Here is a 16,649-nt window from a genome sequence, read left to right as displayed (position 1 = left end):
AACTGGGATGCGTTCATATAGTAAGAAATGTCAAAACCTGTTATCGGCTTTATCGGTCTGGGCCTTATGGGCAACAACATGGTCGAAAACCTGCAAAACAAAGGCTACGAGCTACAAGTAATGGATCTTAACAAAGATGCTGTTGCTGCAGTTATTGCTCGTGGCGGCGCTACTGAAGCAAGCTCACCTGCAGAATTAGCAGCAGCCAGTGACATCGTCATGCTGTGTCTGACAACGTCTGAAGTAGTAGAAAAAATCGTCTATGCAGACAACGGTATTTTGGCAGGTATTGAAGAAGGTTCGGTATTAATCGACTTCGGTACATCAATTCCAGCATCTACTCGCAAGATCGGTGCAGCACTGGCAGAGAAAGGCGCTGGCATGATCGACGCACCTCTAGGACGTACTCCGGCACATGCTAAAGACGGACTGCTAAACATTATGGCATCTGGTGATCAGGCTACTTTTGACAAGGTTAAGCCGGTACTGGAAGAGCAAGGCGAAAACGTTTTCTATCTGGGTGCATTAGGTGCAGGTCACACGACTAAGCTGATCAATAACTTCATGGGTATGACAACAGTCTGTGCCATGTCTCAGGCATTCGCAGTTGCGGATCTTGCTGGTGTTGACCGTCAACAGTTGTTTGAAATCATGTCAACTGGCCCATCAAATTCACCGTTTATGGGTTTCTGCAAAAACTACGCCGTTGATGGTGTAAGCGACCTTGGTTTCTCAATCGCCAATGCTAATAAAGACCTGGGCTACTTCCTTGAAATGGCGAAGGATCTCGATACGCGTACGTTAATTGGTGAAGGCACATCAGCCAACTTACAAGCTGCATTCGACGCAGGCATGGGCGATGGCAATGTACCGGAAATCTTTGATTACTTCCTGAAGCTTAAGAAGTAATTTAATTTTCTAACGCTGCCCCACACCTCAGTTGATAAATTGACTCACGAGGGGTAGCGGTTTATAAAATTTAGTTAATTGATGTTTATCACTAAATCACACGGAGAAAGAACATGTTTGTACATAATGAAAATGTAGAGCTGGAAGACTTGGGCGATGGTGTTAGCCGCAAGGTTTTAGCACATTCTGACAATATGATGTCTGTGGAAGTACACTTTGAAGAGGGTGCAATTGGGGCGATGCATAAGCATCCACACGAGCAGCTGACTTATGTGCTGTCTGGTGAATTTGAATTCACTATTGGTGATGAAACTAAGCTCGTTAAAGCGGGTGACACCATGTACAAAGTACCGAACATTATGCACGGCTGTCGCTGTGTAAAAGCAGGTGTACTGATCGACACATTCACACCGATGCGTCAGGATTTTGTTTAATTAACCTTCAGCGCAATTAAACCTGCCCAAAGACTAAGAGGGTGATTTAGCTCTCTTTGGTCTGTCTCTATATGAGTTAGCTCTAAATTAAGAATGCACAAGTTGCAGGTGCACTCGAAAATGACTACTGGCTTATTTTGCGTTTCATCTGGCCACATCCCCCCCCCTCAGTGAGTCAATGTTTACCCCAAATCAATCCCTCGCTCTTCCAAAGGCTTAGCTAAATCAATGACATGCAAAATCTCTACACTTCGGTACTCATCATCGACTATATAAAAGGCAGTGTGCTTTTTATAAGTGAGTTTCCTGATTTGTTTTAAATAGAGCTTTCCTGAGTGTGGGAACTGACCAAGCACGTTTTCAAAGTGGTCAATGATATCACCAACAAACATCTCGGCTTTTTCAGGGGCAAAGGACTCAATGTAATGAGCGACCTCTCTCAAATCTTCGAAAGCATCCTCTGACAGCGTTACTGTGTAGCTCACGACTGACTCTGTCTTGATGCCTGCAAGCTTTCAAAGATGCGTTTTTTTGCATCCGTGGTAGATACTGTATTTCCACCAGCTTTAGATAAGCGGTGAATCAACAACTCATCGAGTCGTGCTTTACGCTCTCGTTTTTGCTCTTTTTCTTGCAACAAACGCAATGCTTCGCGAATCACTTCACTTGCAGAATTATACAAGCCGCTTTCCACTTTTTGGTTAACGTATTTTTCCAGAGGGGTTGATAACGATACATTCATGACGCTGCTTCCTAATAACCATAAATAACGATTATTGTTATCCTAGCAAGCTAGGGCAATTTTGCAAAGTTTGAATATCGAACAATGAGAGTTATGATCAGATTGATAATCATTGCGCCAAAACTACAGGCACCTAAAGACTCCAAGTAGGACTTACATAACCATGTACTCAGTAGAAGGATTCTATACACGCAATAACAAACTCAGCCATTGGGAGCCAATCTGCGAGGAGTGGATACTTCTTGGTAAACGCTATAGCCGCATGACAGATGATGGAGAAAATGCTTTTGGTTATGGCGAACTCCCTAACGTCAGCATGCTAGCAGGTGCTGCTTGGCGCTGTGGTTATATCGCCCTACAGGAGTTCGCTTGGGATAAAAATAAGGAAAACGGGCGTTCTGGTCGCGCAGATCTTTATCTGTGCAGCAGTGATTATACTCAGGAATACATCGAAGCTAAATTTGATTGGCTATCATTACAATCCCGAAATCCCAAAAGTGTCATTGAGAAAACAACAAGAAAGGCTCTGAATGATGCTATAAAAACCAAACAAAAACGGCGCCACATTAAAACAGTAGCTGTTTCATTTATCGCTATTTATACCAAGCTAACAAAATATGGTGAGATCTATGAGACGCTTGAAGAGCAAATAAATACTATCTGGCAAATGCCAATAAATGGTCGCAAACCAGACCTACTGACGTGGAATTTTCCTGAAAAGTTATGGCAGGAAGATAACCGAGACCCTGACACTAAAGATCTGACTCTAGGTGTTCTCATGCTAGCACAACACACCAAAGAAACTGATACCGAAACTGAAATCTGACCTGAGCTACTTCAACTCAATTTCGCCCTACCTTTCAATAGCCATAATGATGCAACCAAGAACCACGAAAGTAATCATGATTGGCCATAGCCAAGCCATTTAACTTCCTGAGGAGTTCCTCTTTGACACAGATGAGGTTTATCTGAAACAGCAAGGAGACGACCTTATCATCTCCACTGAGAAGCTAATCTGGAACGATTTTTTCAACCAACCCAGCGCTTTTGGTGATGACTTTTTAGAAGACCGCGAAGGTGAATTAAAATGACAACAGTAACCTTTTTAATCGACGAAGACGACTTAAGGCAAGCACGCTTAACGACGTTATTTGTAAGTTTGTCAAACCAAACTAAGCGATAACAACTAGTGACTGACCGTATATTACACCAAGAAAGACTATGAATGCTGCTTATAACTCTCCGCCTGCTCAAACACTTCCTGATACACTTCATTAATATCTACTGGCGGATAGCCATGATCCGCCAGTAGCATAATCAAATCCATTTTCAGCTCGGCTTTAATGTCGTCCCGCTGAAACCAATCCGTGTACTTTGCCTTGTCATCCACCAGCACTTAACCGCTTTAGACAGCGTCAACAGCTTCTCTTCGGCATACTCAAAGTTATACTTATGCGCTAAGGTTTTAAGAATGTCGTAAAACGCCTTCTCCTCAAAGCTGATATCCAGCTCATCCCCCGCTGCCATTTCATTTTTTAAGTCGCTAGTCAGCGTAAAGACTTCGTCCGTAATCTCATCGTACAAACCGTCTTCATCCACATCCCGCTCATAATCACAAAACAGAATGGTTGTGGTGGTGAAACATTTTTCAGTCAGCCCTTATTCAGTGCTAATGCATTATAAGTACTTGGTTACAAAATAAAATATGCACCTGCTTTACCTTGTCTAATAGGCGTAGACATTGAAATCAGGCATGCAAAAAATAAACTCATGATCTCGCTGGGGGCAGCGAATAATGAAAAAAATAATAAAGCAATTTTTAGTCGCTTGTGCATTGAGCTTCCTTAGTGTGACTGCTTTTGCGGGCACTTCTGACTCGGATGCCAATATGTCATTTGAGATAAAAACACTGGCAACCGGTACCGTGCCCTTCGAGTCGGATAATGGGCCGGGTAACGATGCCAATGACACCAATGACTATCTCAGAACCCTTGATATTGTTGCGATGGAAGTCCAGTTCACAACCTTTGGTGAATTAGATAACACAACCGTGACCTTGGATATCCCGAAAGAGCTTGAATTAGAAGACTTACCCGCATTTTGTAACACCGGCTCAAGCTTGACGGTAGACGCCGCAACGGGCGTGCAAACAATGGTGTGTTTGATCGCTGGAAACAATCCGGCCAGTGACCCGAGCAGTTCGATTAGACAGTCGTCGATTATTGCATTGCCCATACAGCTAACCGCACTCACGCGTGACCGCTTAGGCGGGGATGTTGCCAATGGCACCGAACCACCGCGTGTCATGGCAAATGTGACCGCCACCAACGCCAATACAGGCGTTGCCTCAGACTTAAACTCAACCGCAGATCGTCTCATCATTTCTGCACGACCGAAGTTTGACCTCGATATTAAAACCTTCGATAACCCGATTTATCGCATCGTGACGGATGATGATACGGGTGAAGGTGGTGTCATTTATCAAGTCCCTATCTTGGTGAAAGTGGATAACGGTAAGGGTACGGAAGTCTTAGCGGAAGACATTGAGTTTGATATGTCGGTTGCCAATGCCAACAACCCCGCTGACCCTGTGCCCTACCGCTTGGTCAATTGGGCAGGTGCACCGACATCGTACAACCCGGGTTGTTTTGAAAACCGCTACGGTGGTAAACAAGGGCGTGTTACGTTGCCTTACGGCTCTTATGATACGACGTACCCGGAGCGCTCAGTTGCAGGCATACCGACATACACCTGTGATCAAGCTAACCCCGGCGATCCTATTTCGATAAAAATTGAAGGGGCAGACTCATCGGCAGCCCATACACCCGACTTCAACTACGCTGGTGGTGCGATTGCGGCTGATGAAAAATATATCGTTGCAGGACTACTCAGTTATTGGATACCACTGTCGTATGTCGATGCAAATGGTGGTGAAGTCACGCTGAGAAACACCTATACGCCGCTTACAACGGAAGGTGTGAGTGGTTTAAATAATGCGGAAACTAACTTAAGTAATAACACGACCAATAACTATACCGTTATTACGACGCGGGGTTCTTTTACGAGTTATTACTCAAGGAATTATGCGGGGGGGCGGGGCCAAATTTTAGCGCCAATGACCAATCAAAACTCGGGTAATGGTGTGGTTATGCCGACGCAAGTCTATGGTTATCGCATGTACGGCATCAATAACGGTGCATTGGCATGGAACGGTGGCCTTGTTGATGACGGCGCAGGTGGCTATACCGGTGAAGGATTTAGCATGTGTTCACGCATTGATAACCGAACTTATAACTTTGAACCCCTCGCCAACAATGGCGCCATTGCGCACTCGATCTACCAAACATCGACACCCGTTGCGGTCAAAATTGAGTACGGCTCAGGGGGAAGTGTCTCTAGTGGCGGGATTAATTATTACGATACCGATGGTGACGGCAATCCTTTAACCAATGGTCAAACGACCTTTGAAGAGATGCGTTTGGATACCTGTGGTGCGTCGGATACGAACAGCGGTTGGTATAGCGACATTCGGGATGTACCCGGTGGAATTGGCGCGGTGAACAAAATCAGGGTGGTGGCGCTAGAGCCTTTAGCGCCCGGTGCGCGTTTTGACCTTGGTTTAAACTTGGTGGCCTTGGGCGTTGACCCTGTGAGTAACGTGAGTCTGCCGGAAGGTATTTTGATGCCAGCTTACACGACTCGTACCAACTACAATAACAGCTCATGGGTAAACAGCTCCTATCAGCCAGCAGGGCATACTGGTACGAAGGCTTATGGTGATCGCTTACGACTCACGCGAGCATTGGTGCGTGTAGAAAAGACAACCACACCAAATGACAATACAAACTCAGTACTTGCGGGGCAAAATGTTGAGTTTCAGCTTGCACCGACGCACACGTCAATTTTGAAGCCTGCACCTGCTCAGGCATATGACGTTGTGGTCACCGACACGTTGCCAGAAAGACTGACTTATGTGGTGAACTCGTCAAACCGAGTACCCGACAGTGTCACCGTCAATCCCGATGGCACAACGACCATTGTGTGGACGATACCAAATGTATTACTCGACAGTGCCATCACACCGATTACATTTTCTGCCAATGCTAAATTTGATACACCGAACGGGGTTAGCGCGACAAATACCGTGCTCGTGGAGAGCTTGGGTGACGGTTCGGATGAGTCTGTTCGAACGGATAGCAGAACGGTTGTGATTGGTAACTCCGGTGCGTTTAATGTGGCGAAGACCTCGTTAACCCCATTGGTAGCGCCCGGTGATAATATTGAGTATGAGTTGTCATTTGCGAACATTGGCTCCACAGACCTTTCAACCGGTGACTTCATTGATATCTTGCCGTTTAGTGGTGATGGTGTAATCAAAATCAATGATGACCCATCGGTCTTAGATATTCCGGGAGCGACGCAAGCACGAAACCCAATAACTAATTTTACACCGACACCGAGTGGGGTTGTGAATCTTTTAGCGGTCACGCCGTCTTATGCCAACGAGAGCTTTCTCTATACCAATGCGGCACCCAGTAGTATTTTTATTGATCCCACACACAGTAGTAACCAGCCGGGAGGGAGCACACAGTGGTGTACAGAAGCTGAGATCTCATCCGGTACTAGCGGTTGTCCGGCAGCCTTAAGCGCTGTAACGGCGATTCGTATCTTGACGCCAACTTTCCCTAAAAATACGGCCACGCGAAACATTGGCATTGAGCTTGAGCACAATGGTGAGCCGTCGCAGTTGCAAACCAACTCATTCGGTGGTCGTGTGGATGGCATTATTGGTTTGGTGTATAGCGATGCAACAACGGAAATGGAATTGCCAGCCATTGGTGTAGCCAAAAATGCTACGGTGTCAGATGGGCCATTACCCCTCAAATATACGGTGGTGTATGACTTCAACTTAGAAAACCTGAGTCCGTTATCGACACTGCGTAACATTAGCTTGCCAGAAAACTTAAGTAGCATTTTTGGTGTGAAAACGGAGGATTGGGATTTTGTGTCATTAAGCAAAGTGTCTGGCCCGAACACGATCAATGTGAATACGGCCTACAATGGCGCAACCGTCACCGAGTTGGTTCAGGCGAATTCATCACTCGCAAAAGGTGAAACCGCGCATTTCCAGTTAGTGATGGAGGTGTATAAATCACCAGAGACTTACGTTAACCAAGTCACGGTCACGGCAGAAGATGCCGTGGGGAATGTCTATACCGACTTATCCAATAACGGTGATCTCAACGCGATTGACCCAGACGGTGATGGCAATGCCAATGAAATGGATACGGGCAGTGAAGACGACGAAAACAGTGATGAGAATATCCCGACCAGTATTATCTTATACGGCTCTGACTATGGTGATGCACCGATTAGCTTCGGTGACGCCATGCACCTGTTTACCGGCTCACCGAGTGTTTACCTAGGCTTGTTCTCTCCAGACCTTGAGTCAGAGAGTCAGCAAGGAAGTGACGCGGGTGTGAGTGCCACGGGTGATGACTTAGATACGCTCATGAACGATGAAGATGCAGTGAGCAGCTTCCCTGTATTGCTAGCGGGTCGCACTGACTACAGTGTGACTGTATCGTGTGCAGGTGGTGGTGTCGTGTCTGCGTGGATTGACTTTGATTTATCCGGGGATTTCGCAACGACTGAGCAAAACAGTAATCACCCCGTGACGTGCTCGGGTGGCTCTGCAACATTGAATTGGACTGGGCTTAGTGATGTTGGCCCGGGGGACAGCTTTATCCGTATCCGTACGGCGTCTGATGCCGCTGAGCTTGCCACTGCCATTGGCAATGCAACGGATGGTGAAGTGGAGGACTACGCGATTAAAATAGATACCACGACCGTCAGTGGCCGCGTGTTTGTCGATAGTAATGTGAATACATCGAATGAAAGCAGCGAAGCCGGTATTAGTCGTGTGGCAATTGTTTTGTATCGACAAGACTCTGATACCTGCATGAGTACCTACACCAATGGCGGTGGCTACTACCAGTTTGAGAATGTGTTCGCAGGCACGTATCAAGTGTATGAAGCGTTTGGTGAAAGCGTACCTGTGCCACGCAATTGTGGTGTTGGTTTTGATAGAGATCCTGCGGGTTATATATCCACCACCAGCAGCATTCGAGCGCCATTTACGTTGGTGGATACCAGTGTAGCGGGTCAAGACTTTGGCGATATTCAACAGCCGAGATTGGAGCCAAACCATGTCGGGCAGATTTTGCCGGGCAATGTCGTCTTTTATAATCACAAGTTCACCACGCCAGTGAATGGCACTGTGGCTTTCACAAATGTGGGTGGCGGCAATGCGACGGCGGGTTGGGCATCACTCATTTACAGGGATGCTAACTGCGACGGCACATTGAATGGGAGTGAGGCAGCGTCTTCTATCCAGTCCGTTGCTATGCCTGTGACCGCGGGTACCGAGATTTGTTTGATTAATAAGGTTTATGCGCCAGCAAATGTCGCCGCGAATGACCAATACATTCAGACGATTACGGCGGATTTTGATTACAACAATGCCATAGCGGGCAGTGTGTCGTTGAAGGTGCGAGATGTCACGACAGCAGGTCAGGTTCTAGCGCCAACAACATCCTCAAGTACTGCTGAGCTGGGGCCTTCAAACCTGGAATTGCGCAAAACGGTTCGCAATGTGAGTCAAGGTGGCGCGGAAACAGACACCGCGAATCAGGCGAAGCCCGGGGACACTTTAGAGTACCGCATTTACTATCGTAATACGGGGACAGGGCCTTTGACGGACTTAGTGATTAATGATGCGGTACCGGCTTATACGCAGTTACAAGGCGGCCTAAACTGTGGCACTGCGCCCGGTGGTATGAGTTGTACGAGCAGTGCTGGTGTAGGAGATGGCTTATCGTGGGTATTCAGCGGTGCGCTGGTGGGCGGTGAAGGTAGCTTTGTGAGCTACCGGGTGACCGTGGATCAATAACCCTCCTTTGGCGGGTTTGCATTGTCCCGCTAGACCCATTTTTTCTTTGAAGTCTGAAACCAAAATTGTAAGTAATAATGACAGAGCGATCCCGAAAGGCGTAGTCCAATTATGCTTTAAAGCCTTGAGCCTTTCGTAGTTATGCAAAGCTAGCTTTAACTTAGAGAAATCTATCAATATTACATCAGGAATAACTCGTTCTCTTTTTCTACTCATCAATGAAATCTATCCATTTAAACATCGAAAAATACATCAAAGAGCATTATATTTAATCACTCTTTCACAATCTATCAAGCCTTGACAACTAGATAGGATACATCAAAATTGGTAAAATATCAGCCAACACACACAAAGCCTCAGTGTACTTAAAATTCAAATATGACCCTGTCTTCTAATCACAATCGAAGGCATATTAGTAACCCCTAAGTATCGCCTTCCCCAATCATTTGATATATACTTTTTGATATATATCAACTTTAACTGGAGGCACGCCAATGCAACCACAGACCGCCAAAGTATTTATGAATGGCCGCAGTCAAGCCATTCGACTGCCTAAAGAGTTCCGCTTCGATACAGATGAGGTTTATCTGATACGCCAAGGGGACAACATTATCATCTCTGCTAAAAAACCAACGTGGGACAGTTTTTTCGCCCAACCCAGCGCATTTGATGATGACTTTTTAGCAGACCGTGAGGATGAACTGCCGCAAGAGCGGGACTTTTTCTAATGGTGATGCTCGATACCAACATCTGCATTTATGTTCTAAAAAAGCGAACTGCAGAGCTACAACGACGTTTTACGCAAACACCTGATTTATGTATTTCCAGCATCGTGTGTGCTGAGCTTTGGTATGGCGTAGAAAATAGCGAACCCTCTACTCATGCAGCTCGCAAATCACAACTTGAGTTATTCTTACAAAATTTAACGGTACTACCATGGCCTGAAGAAGCGGGACGATACTATGGGCACATACGCTCAACATTACGCCGCAACGGTACGCCTATTGGAAGCAATGACTTACTCATCGCTGCTCATGCACGCTATTTAGATGTATTACTAGTGACTAATAATACTAAGGAATTTGAGCGTGTTGATGGATTAAGGCTTGAGAACTGGATTGTGTCTTAAGTCCCCAAAGCAGCCAACGTTAACCCCATCACAATGGAAGGCTCCTTATATCAATCAACCACCATAAGGCGTCTTCCCCTTATCAAACCGACTGGCATATTCCGTCACATTCCCCCTTGCAAGATCACGCGCCTGCGCAATCCAGTCTTCACGCTGCACTCTGCCGGGAAAGCCGATTTGGTGCTCAAGCCATCGAACATTATTAAACGTCAGTGTCGCCAGCTGGTAATAATGATAAATACCTAACTCGTGCAATGCTTGCTCAAGCACCAGCCCAATTCCTTTGATGCGTTTGAAGTCATCCGCTTCACCATCAGGCCCACTCAGCAAATTAGGCTTCATATCATCAGACACTTCACCGCCCAAATTTTTAACCTCTTGCTCCTTGGCAAGCTGTTTGGCTTGCTCAACCCAGTTTTCGTGTTGCACGCGGCTTGAGTAGCCGAGGTAATGATTGACCCAGTTGATATTAGCCTCAGTAAAACGCCCAATCTGACGGTAATGAATGATGCCCACTTCATTTAACAACTTTTCTACCGCCGCGCTCACTCCTTTAATAGCCTTCAGGTTATCCGCTTGTTGCGTTTGCGCTTTTCTGGCCGCCGTTGGCTTTGTACGTTTAAGTTCAACTGGCGCTGACTGCTCATCGCTGTGTTGCTCTTGTTGATTATTAGCGGTAGATGAAGGTTTTTTATTCGATAACATAACGGCTTCCTTTCTGCGGCAGGTTGTAGTTCTTATTGTTTTACTTCACATCGATTTACTAAAAATGGCCGCAGACAATAGCCGACCTCGGCTCTCCCGACAAGGCCAATTTTAGCCACCTTTAACTCAGTGATGTTACTTAGCTTCTAAAGCTGCTGGTACGCACAATTTAAGCATCCTCCAACACCAAATCGGCCCCCTTCTCCCCCACCATAATAGAAGGCGCATTGGTATTACCTGATGTAATGGATGGGAACACTGATGCATCAATCACTCGCAGGCCACTCACCCCATGCACGCGCAAGCGCTCATCCACAACCGAGTCAGCGCTATTCTGCCCCATGCGACATGTACCCACCGCGTGGTAAATCGTTCCTGCCCGCTCCCGAAAGTCAGCCAGTAAAGCCTCGTCCGTTTGTACCTCAGCTCCGGGTAGCGTTTCGGATTCGATCAACTTAGCCATAGGCGCACTAGCCGCTAAATCACGCAATATTCTGCAGCCCTCAATCGCTTCCTGAATATCTTTATCCGTATCCAGATAATTCGGATGAATCGAAGGTTTATCCATGGGATCAGCAGAACGAATTTCCAAATGCCCACGACTTTCAGGGCGACAGGCATTAAATGACATGGAGAACGCCGCATAGGGGTCTGGATTCATCAATTTACTGTCGCCAGGTTTGAGTGTGTAGGTCAGCGGATTAAAATATAGCTGTAAATTCGGCTGCGACTCCTCAGGGTTTGAACGAATAAATCCACCTGCCTGATTGACACTCAGAGACAATAAACCTTTGCGACCCAGCACATATTGAATGCCTGCTTTGAGTTTTCCCAGCACCGGATATAACTCATTATTGAGTGTCGGTTTGCGGCTTTTGTAGTAATGCGTCATCGCCAGATGATCCTGTATATGCCGCCCCACCGACGAGTTCGCAGACACCAGTGGAATATCAAAGCGTGCCAATAACGCCGGATCACCTATACCTGACAACTGCAACAATTGCGGCGAATTGATGGCACCTCCGGATAAAATCACTTCTTTTTTCGCGATTACCCGATGGGTCTGTTTATTTTTAATGTATTCAACACCAGTAGCTCGCGGTGTTTTCTGTGCTGAGTTAGCACCATCAATTTGAAACGGATTAGCGCCAGCAGTCGATTCAGCACCCACTTCTGTCACCAAAGCATCACTATCAAACAGCACCCGACTAGCCTGTGCATGTGTGATGACGGTGAGATTATTGCGCTTCATTGCAGGTCTTAGAAAGGCATTAGAGCTTGAGGCGCGCCAGCCTTTTCGGGTGTTGATATGAAAGGTACCAACGCCTTCCATTTGCGGGCCATTAAAGTCATCCGTTTGCGGATAGCCACAAGCCTCAGCCCCTTGTAAAAAGTCATGGCACAGTGGATGAACATGCTGACGGATATCTGTCACATGCAGCTCACCGCCCGCTCCATGATAATCACTCTCACCCCATTCGTGATCTTCCGAGCGCCTGAAATATGGCAGCACATCATTCCAGCCCCAGCCGTTATTTCCCTCACCTTTCCAGCTGTCGAAATCTGAGGCTAAACCACGGATATACACCATGGCGTTAATTGAGCTGGAGCCGCCCAATACTTTACCGCGCGGCCAGTAAGCACTACGCCCGTTGAGGCCCGGATCGTCCTCTGTGTTATACATCCAGTTCACTGCAGGATCAAAAAAGGTGCGTCCGTAACCCAGCGGCATTTGCACCCATATATTCCGGTCAGAGCCACCCGCTTCGAGCAACAGCACGCGATGTTTGCCGCTGGCGGTCAGTCGATTTGCCAGTACACAACCGGCTGATCCGGCACCAACGATAATGTAATCATACTCATCCATTATTCATAAACCGGCGTTTCGACCATTTCCAAGTGCAGTGCTTTGCCCGTGTAAGGATGCGCGCGCAATACCGCTTCATTCAACTCCACACCCAAACCTGGTTCAGTAGGTGGAATCACATAACCATCCTGCCACTGAATCGGCTTTTTCAGAATGTCGGAATGGAAGCCTTTCCACTGTTCAATACTTTCCAAAATCAGGAAATTAGGCGTACAGGTACTGAGTTGAATATTGGCCGCACCGACGATTGGCCCGCAGTATAAATGCGGTGCAATCTGCGTGTGGTAGACCTCAGCCATACCTGCAATTTTCTTCGCTTCCAGCAAGCCACCGACACGCCCCAGATTCATTTGCAGAATCGATGCGCCGCCGGCTTTTAGTAATCGTCCAAAGTCATATTTGGTTGCCAAACGCTCTCCCGTCGCCACCGGAATACTGGTGGCATGAGCAACCTTCGCCATCTCATCCGGACTGTCTGGTGGGATTGGCTCTTCAAACCATAGGGGGTCATAAGGCTCTAAACGCTTGGCTAAACGGATTGCACCGGCGGCGGTCATTTGGCCATGTGTACCAAATAACAGATCCGCTTTAGTGCCCACGGCTTCACGAATTAGTTTGGCGAATCGTTCACTACGATCCAGTGCTTCCAGCGACAACTGACGGCCATCAAAAGCTGTGTAAGGCCCGGCAGGATCAAATTTTATAGCAGTGAAACCCTGCTCCACATACTCCAGCGCGCGCTCAGCAGCCAGTACCGGATCAGCATAGACATCTGTCTTATCGCCCTCTTTTGGGTAGATATAGGTATAAGATCGCAGCTTTTCGTGAACTTTACCGCCAAGTAGATTATAAACCGGTTGATTCGCTTCTTTACCGACGATATCCCAACTAGCCATTTCTAAGGCACTCAACACGCCCATCAACGATAAGTCAGGGTTCTGGGTAAATCCGCTGGAATAGACGCGTCGCCACATCGCTTCGATATGATGCGGATCATGTCCGGCCACGCAGCGCTCAAACACGTCCTCAATCATTTTCACCACAACATCCGGATGAAACGGCAGGCAATACGCCTCACCAACGCCACTCACACCGGTATCGGTCGTTATCTTCACAAATACGAAATAACGTCCTCCAAAGTGAGGTGGCGGATTACCCACAACAAATGTTTCAATATCAGTCAGGCGCATGATAATTCCTCTGAGTATTTGTCTCTGAAATTGGTGCATTGAAGCGGCATAATGTCATAGCGTGGAATCGATTGATATCGATAAGTCGTAACTCAAGCCAGCAGTTTTTCTTCAAAAGGATAGCGGGTTAAGTTTTCAAAACCATCCTCCGTAATGATCACCTGATCTTCCAGTTTCACCCCTTCATGTCCGCCAACAGCACCGATATAAGCTTCCACACATAATGCGACACCCGGCTCCAGCACACCGTCATAACCATAATCTTCTACGTCCTCAGGATAGCGAATCGATGGGTATTCATCACACAAACCAACGCCGTGCATCATCACCCCATAGCGTTGCGGACGGAACTCTTCAGGCAGACGTAACCCTTTTTCAGAGACTTCACGAAAGCGCATACCCGGCTTGAGCATGTCAATATTGTACATAATATGATCGTAGGCAATCCGGTATAAACGTCGCTGCTCTGCGGTGGGTTCGACATCCCCAATGACCCAGGTTCTGGATAAGTCAGCACAGATTCCGTATGGCCCTATCAAATCGGTATCCAATGCTAATAGCTCACCATTACTGACAATACGCGGGCCACTTTCCTGAAACCAGGGATTCGTTCTGGGACCGGTAGACATAATGCGACATTCAATCCACTCGCCACCCCGACGAATATTTTCTGCATGTAATACTGACCAGATATCGTTTTCACTCGCGCCTTCCACCGAGGCGTCCTGCATCAGGCGCATGGCAATTTCCGTGGAGGCAATCGAGCAGCGCATGGCATTGATCTCGTCATCACCTTTAATCACGCGGGCGTGCTCCATCACCGCCTGACCATCACCAACGTCAATGCCCAATTTATCTAATTCACGTAAACCGGCTATCTCGATTTTATCCACCGCGATGCGTTTGTTAGTGCCGCAATGTTCTGCCAATAGCGATTCGATCTCTCCGGCAAAACGCGCGGCATGCTGATTGGTTAAGTCGCCGGTTTCAAAATAAAAGAAGGATGCACCGTGGCGCAGCTCTTTGACCAAGGGCAGGTGGGCGGACAGATGATCGCCGCCATGAAAATCCCACAGAACCATATAGCCAGACGCGGTTACAAAACAAGCGCGTGCGTGATTATGCATAATCCACACCTGCATATTGGTGGAGTCGGTGGCGTAGCGAATATTCAGCGGATCAAACAATAAAACACCCGCAAGGTCGCGCTTTTGTAGTTGATCAACAATTCGCTGCAATCGAAATTCACGCATTCGGGCAAGATTCGGCGTGGTTAGCCCCAACGCTTCCCATTCATCAAACGCCAATTTTGTCGGGCCAATTTCAACCCGATCATTATCATCCGGAGAACCATCCGCTTTAAGTGCGCGGCGTCGACTCGGATCTATCTTGCGGTTAGAGCTTTGCATAATGGAGACCTCCTTTTTTTTTGATTGTAACTATTTCACCGATATATAAATGACAACTTTTCTATGGGCTTAGCGAGTAATATTTTTATCATATGAAAAGTGATAAATTAGCCAGACCTCATTAGCAGTCCTCTCACCTATGAATCCCATCGATATTCACAAATTACGCATTTTGGTTACTCTGGCAGATGCCCAGTCAATCACCGAAACAGGAACTGATTGAACATTTAGTACAGGGTGATCTGGATATCGCTGCTGCCATCGGCACCATCACAGAGCCTGGTATTAGTACATTTGCCACGATAGCATTGCGGGTTGTGTGTGTGATTCCACCGGATTGTGCTTTGGCAAAACAAGATATTGTGACTGAAAATGACCTGCAAGCTTATCGGCAAATTCGTCTCACCGAAGGCAGCCCATTGCGCTCAGCACTGGAAGCCAGCGGAATCGCCGCGTCCAATAGTCATGGCTGGGGCACTTTGGAAGCAGGCACACAGCGCACCATGGTCATTATGGTGGAAGCAGGCGCTGGTGTGGCACTGGTTGACCCCTTAGTATTATCGCCCGACGATAAGGTCGAAGTCAGAGCATTCTCACCGCCGGTTTATGTCAATTTATCCTTATTTGCGCGCGATGACTGGGCCAGACGTCCCTATGTAAAAGGTATGGCTTTAGCTTTATATGAAGCACTCGCGCCACTCTCTAGTCTGCGGACTTTGCATCACGAATAGAGCCATCAAATAAAATTGGCGTAGATATTGCATTTACATTTACTACACTTAGAAAACCCCGACAATAAAATCATTGAGTAGGTATGTAATGAAATCAAACGCTTACGCCGACCTTGCCCAACTACTACATGAATTAAGTGTTCCTTTGGCGGCTAAACACTCCGGAACTTTCTTTATCGCCACTGAGGACAATACTTCCTGTCGCTTTGCGATTAAGGATGGTGAAATCACTCATTGTTGTTATAAGCGTTTTCATGGATCAGAGGCAATACAAGCAATTCAAGCCGGACTCCGAGGACGAGCAGCATTTTCTGAAAATAATAACTCCTTATTCAGAGAGTCTGACAAAGTCAACCACCAAGATGTCGTACACCAACTCGGTCTTACATTTCCACAAACTGCAGCAACAGACGAGCCCTCTGTCGAAAAAAAACCTGCACCTGAAGAGCCGACTTATCTGAAAAAAACGTATCGGGGACAGGAGATTCTTACCGAGAGACCGAAGCCTGACACAAAAAATGCAGTGAAAAAGCCACCTCGTATGTATCGCGGACAGATAGTAAACGACTAAGGATGCGACC

At 47.0% G+C, this 16,649-nt stretch carries 16 protein-coding genes; 8 read left to right on the top strand and 8 right to left on the bottom strand.

What is annotated here, in order from left to right; translation table 11 throughout:
* Nucleotides 1–27 precede the first annotated feature (27 nt).
* The gene (locus tag DKW60_RS19705) at nucleotides 28–909 is read left to right on the top strand and encodes an NAD(P)-dependent oxidoreductase (RefSeq protein ID WP_109839386.1); all 882 of its coding nucleotides are present in this window, start codon (nucleotides 28–30) and stop codon (nucleotides 907–909) included.
* Between the two features lie 113 nt (nucleotides 910–1,022).
* A complete protein-coding gene (locus DKW60_RS19700) occupies nucleotides 1,023–1,343 on the top strand; it encodes a cupin domain-containing protein (protein ID WP_109839385.1) in 321 nt (106 codons plus the stop codon).
* 182 nt (nucleotides 1,344–1,525) lie between these two features.
* Here DKW60_RS19700 and DKW60_RS19695 read toward each other — a convergent pair whose 3' ends face one another.
* Complete coding sequence (locus tag DKW60_RS19695) at nucleotides 1,526–1,828, bottom strand: type II toxin-antitoxin system RelE/ParE family toxin (protein WP_181389807.1); 303 nt, start codon at nucleotides 1,826–1,828, stop codon at nucleotides 1,526–1,528.
* Nucleotides 1,825–2,085, bottom strand: coding sequence for a type II toxin-antitoxin system ParD family antitoxin (locus DKW60_RS19690; protein WP_109839383.1), 261 nt, complete (start codon nucleotides 2,083–2,085; stop codon nucleotides 1,825–1,827). Before DKW60_RS19690 ends, DKW60_RS19695 begins: the two co-directional genes overlap by 4 nt.
* Before the next feature lie 262 nt (nucleotides 2,086–2,347).
* Here DKW60_RS19690 and DKW60_RS19685 point away from each other — a divergent pair, with 262 nt between their 5' ends.
* A complete protein-coding gene (locus tag DKW60_RS19685; RefSeq protein WP_109839382.1) occupies nucleotides 2,348–2,911 on the top strand; it encodes a hypothetical protein in 564 nt (187 codons plus the stop codon).
* A gap of 393 nt (nucleotides 2,912–3,304) precedes the next feature.
* On the opposite strand, the gene DKW60_RS24550 is transcribed toward DKW60_RS19685, so the two are convergent.
* Together DKW60_RS24550 and DKW60_RS24545 are read right to left on the bottom strand one after the other, a co-directional pair.
* Complete coding sequence (locus tag DKW60_RS24550) at nucleotides 3,305–3,475, bottom strand: type I restriction enzyme endonuclease domain-containing protein (protein WP_219988848.1); 171 nt, start codon at nucleotides 3,473–3,475, stop codon at nucleotides 3,305–3,307.
* Complete coding sequence (locus DKW60_RS24545) at nucleotides 3,415–3,684, bottom strand: type I restriction enzyme endonuclease domain-containing protein (RefSeq protein ID WP_219988847.1); 270 nt, start codon at nucleotides 3,682–3,684, stop codon at nucleotides 3,415–3,417. The genes DKW60_RS24550 and DKW60_RS24545 overlap by 61 nt, the downstream gene beginning before the upstream one ends.
* A gap of 196 nt (nucleotides 3,685–3,880) precedes the next feature.
* Here DKW60_RS24545 and DKW60_RS19670 point away from each other — a divergent pair, with 196 nt between their 5' ends.
* The 3 genes from DKW60_RS19670 to vapC all read left to right on the top strand — a co-directional run bounded on the left by DKW60_RS19670 (nucleotide 3,881) and on the right by vapC (nucleotide 10,166).
* The gene (locus tag DKW60_RS19670) at nucleotides 3,881–9,037 is read left to right on the top strand and encodes an SdrD B-like domain-containing protein (RefSeq protein ID WP_109839381.1); all 5,157 of its coding nucleotides are present in this window, start codon (nucleotides 3,881–3,883) and stop codon (nucleotides 9,035–9,037) included.
* Between the two features lie 494 nt (nucleotides 9,038–9,531).
* Nucleotides 9,532–9,765 carry an antitoxin gene (locus DKW60_RS19665; RefSeq protein WP_109839380.1) on the top strand — a complete coding sequence of 78 codons (234 nt, stop codon included), beginning with the start codon at nucleotides 9,532–9,534 and terminating at the stop codon, nucleotides 9,763–9,765.
* Nucleotides 9,765–10,166, top strand: a complete 402-nt coding sequence (gene vapC / locus DKW60_RS19660) for a type II toxin-antitoxin system tRNA(fMet)-specific endonuclease VapC (protein WP_219988846.1) — start codon at nucleotides 9,765–9,767, stop codon at nucleotides 10,164–10,166. The genes DKW60_RS19665 and vapC overlap by 1 nt, the downstream gene beginning before the upstream one ends.
* Before the next feature lie 54 nt (nucleotides 10,167–10,220).
* Here vapC and DKW60_RS19655 read toward each other — a convergent pair whose 3' ends face one another.
* The 4 genes from DKW60_RS19655 to dddP form a co-directional block, all read right to left on the bottom strand.
* The gene (locus DKW60_RS19655) at nucleotides 10,221–10,871 is read right to left on the bottom strand and encodes a hypothetical protein (protein ID WP_109839379.1); all 651 of its coding nucleotides are present in this window, start codon (nucleotides 10,869–10,871) and stop codon (nucleotides 10,221–10,223) included.
* 169 nt (nucleotides 10,872–11,040) lie between these two features.
* Entirely contained in the window at nucleotides 11,041–12,738 is a 1,698-nt protein-coding gene (locus DKW60_RS19650; protein WP_109839378.1) for a GMC family oxidoreductase, read from the bottom strand.
* Nucleotides 12,738–13,928: a mandelate racemase/muconate lactonizing enzyme family protein gene (locus DKW60_RS19645; RefSeq protein ID WP_109839377.1), complete on the bottom strand. Its 1,191-nt coding sequence runs from the start codon at nucleotides 13,926–13,928 to the stop codon at nucleotides 12,738–12,740. Before DKW60_RS19645 ends, DKW60_RS19650 begins: the two co-directional genes overlap by 1 nt.
* A gap of 92 nt (nucleotides 13,929–14,020) precedes the next feature.
* Nucleotides 14,021–15,337: a dimethylsulfonioproprionate lyase DddP gene (gene dddP, locus DKW60_RS19640; protein ID WP_109839376.1), complete on the bottom strand. Its 1,317-nt coding sequence runs from the start codon at nucleotides 15,335–15,337 to the stop codon at nucleotides 14,021–14,023.
* A 188-nt stretch (nucleotides 15,338–15,525) separates the two neighbouring features.
* Here dddP and DKW60_RS19635 point away from each other — a divergent pair, with 188 nt between their 5' ends.
* Together DKW60_RS19635 and DKW60_RS19630 are read left to right on the top strand one after the other, a co-directional pair.
* On the top strand, nucleotides 15,526–16,068 hold the full coding sequence (locus DKW60_RS19635) for a LysR substrate-binding domain-containing protein (protein WP_109839375.1): 543 nt from the start codon (nucleotides 15,526–15,528) through the stop codon (nucleotides 16,066–16,068).
* Nucleotides 16,069–16,156: 88 nt separating this feature from the next.
* Nucleotides 16,157–16,639, top strand: coding sequence for a DUF4388 domain-containing protein (locus DKW60_RS19630; protein WP_109839374.1), 483 nt, complete (start codon nucleotides 16,157–16,159; stop codon nucleotides 16,637–16,639).
* The last annotated feature ends 10 nt before the right edge of the window (nucleotides 16,640–16,649 follow it).

The organism is Leucothrix pacifica (assembly GCF_003172875.1).
GTDB classification, from domain to species: Bacteria; Pseudomonadota; Gammaproteobacteria; order Thiotrichales; family Thiotrichaceae; genus Leucothrix; species Leucothrix pacifica.
The sequence above is the reverse complement of the archived record's forward strand: the minus strand, read 5'-3'. Positions and strand labels throughout refer to the sequence as shown.

Excerpts from the sequence above, each read along its gene's own strand:
- DKW60_RS19650 (WP_109839378.1), bottom strand. The coding sequence starts at position 12,738 with ATGGATGAGTATGATTACATTATCGTTGGTGCCGGATCAGCCGGTTGT.
- DKW60_RS19655 (WP_109839379.1), bottom strand. The coding sequence starts at position 10,871 with ATGTTATCGAATAAAAAACCTTCATCTACCGCTAATAATCAACAAGAG.
- DKW60_RS19700 (WP_109839385.1), top strand. The coding sequence starts at position 1,023 with ATGTTTGTACATAATGAAAATGTAGAGCTGGAAGACTTGGGCGATGGT.
- DKW60_RS19685 (WP_109839382.1), top strand. The coding sequence starts at position 2,348 with ATGACAGATGATGGAGAAAATGCTTTTGGTTATGGCGAACTCCCTAAC.
- dddP (WP_109839376.1), bottom strand. The coding sequence starts at position 15,337 with ATGCAAAGCTCTAACCGCAAGATAGATCCGAGTCGACGCCGCGCACTT.
- DKW60_RS19630 (WP_109839374.1), top strand. The coding sequence starts at position 16,157 with ATGAAATCAAACGCTTACGCCGACCTTGCCCAACTACTACATGAATTA.
- DKW60_RS19665 (WP_109839380.1), top strand. The coding sequence starts at position 9,532 with ATGCAACCACAGACCGCCAAAGTATTTATGAATGGCCGCAGTCAAGCC.
- vapC (WP_219988846.1), top strand. The coding sequence starts at position 9,765 with ATGGTGATGCTCGATACCAACATCTGCATTTATGTTCTAAAAAAGCGA.
- DKW60_RS19635 (WP_109839375.1), top strand. The coding sequence starts at position 15,526 with ATGCCCAGTCAATCACCGAAACAGGAACTGATTGAACATTTAGTACAG.
- DKW60_RS19670 (WP_109839381.1), top strand. The coding sequence starts at position 3,881 with ATGAAAAAAATAATAAAGCAATTTTTAGTCGCTTGTGCATTGAGCTTC.
- DKW60_RS19690 (WP_109839383.1), bottom strand. The coding sequence starts at position 2,085 with ATGAATGTATCGTTATCAACCCCTCTGGAAAAATACGTTAACCAAAAA.
- DKW60_RS19705 (WP_109839386.1), top strand. The coding sequence starts at position 28 with ATGTCAAAACCTGTTATCGGCTTTATCGGTCTGGGCCTTATGGGCAAC.
- DKW60_RS19645 (WP_109839377.1), bottom strand. The coding sequence starts at position 13,928 with ATGCGCCTGACTGATATTGAAACATTTGTTGTGGGTAATCCGCCACCT.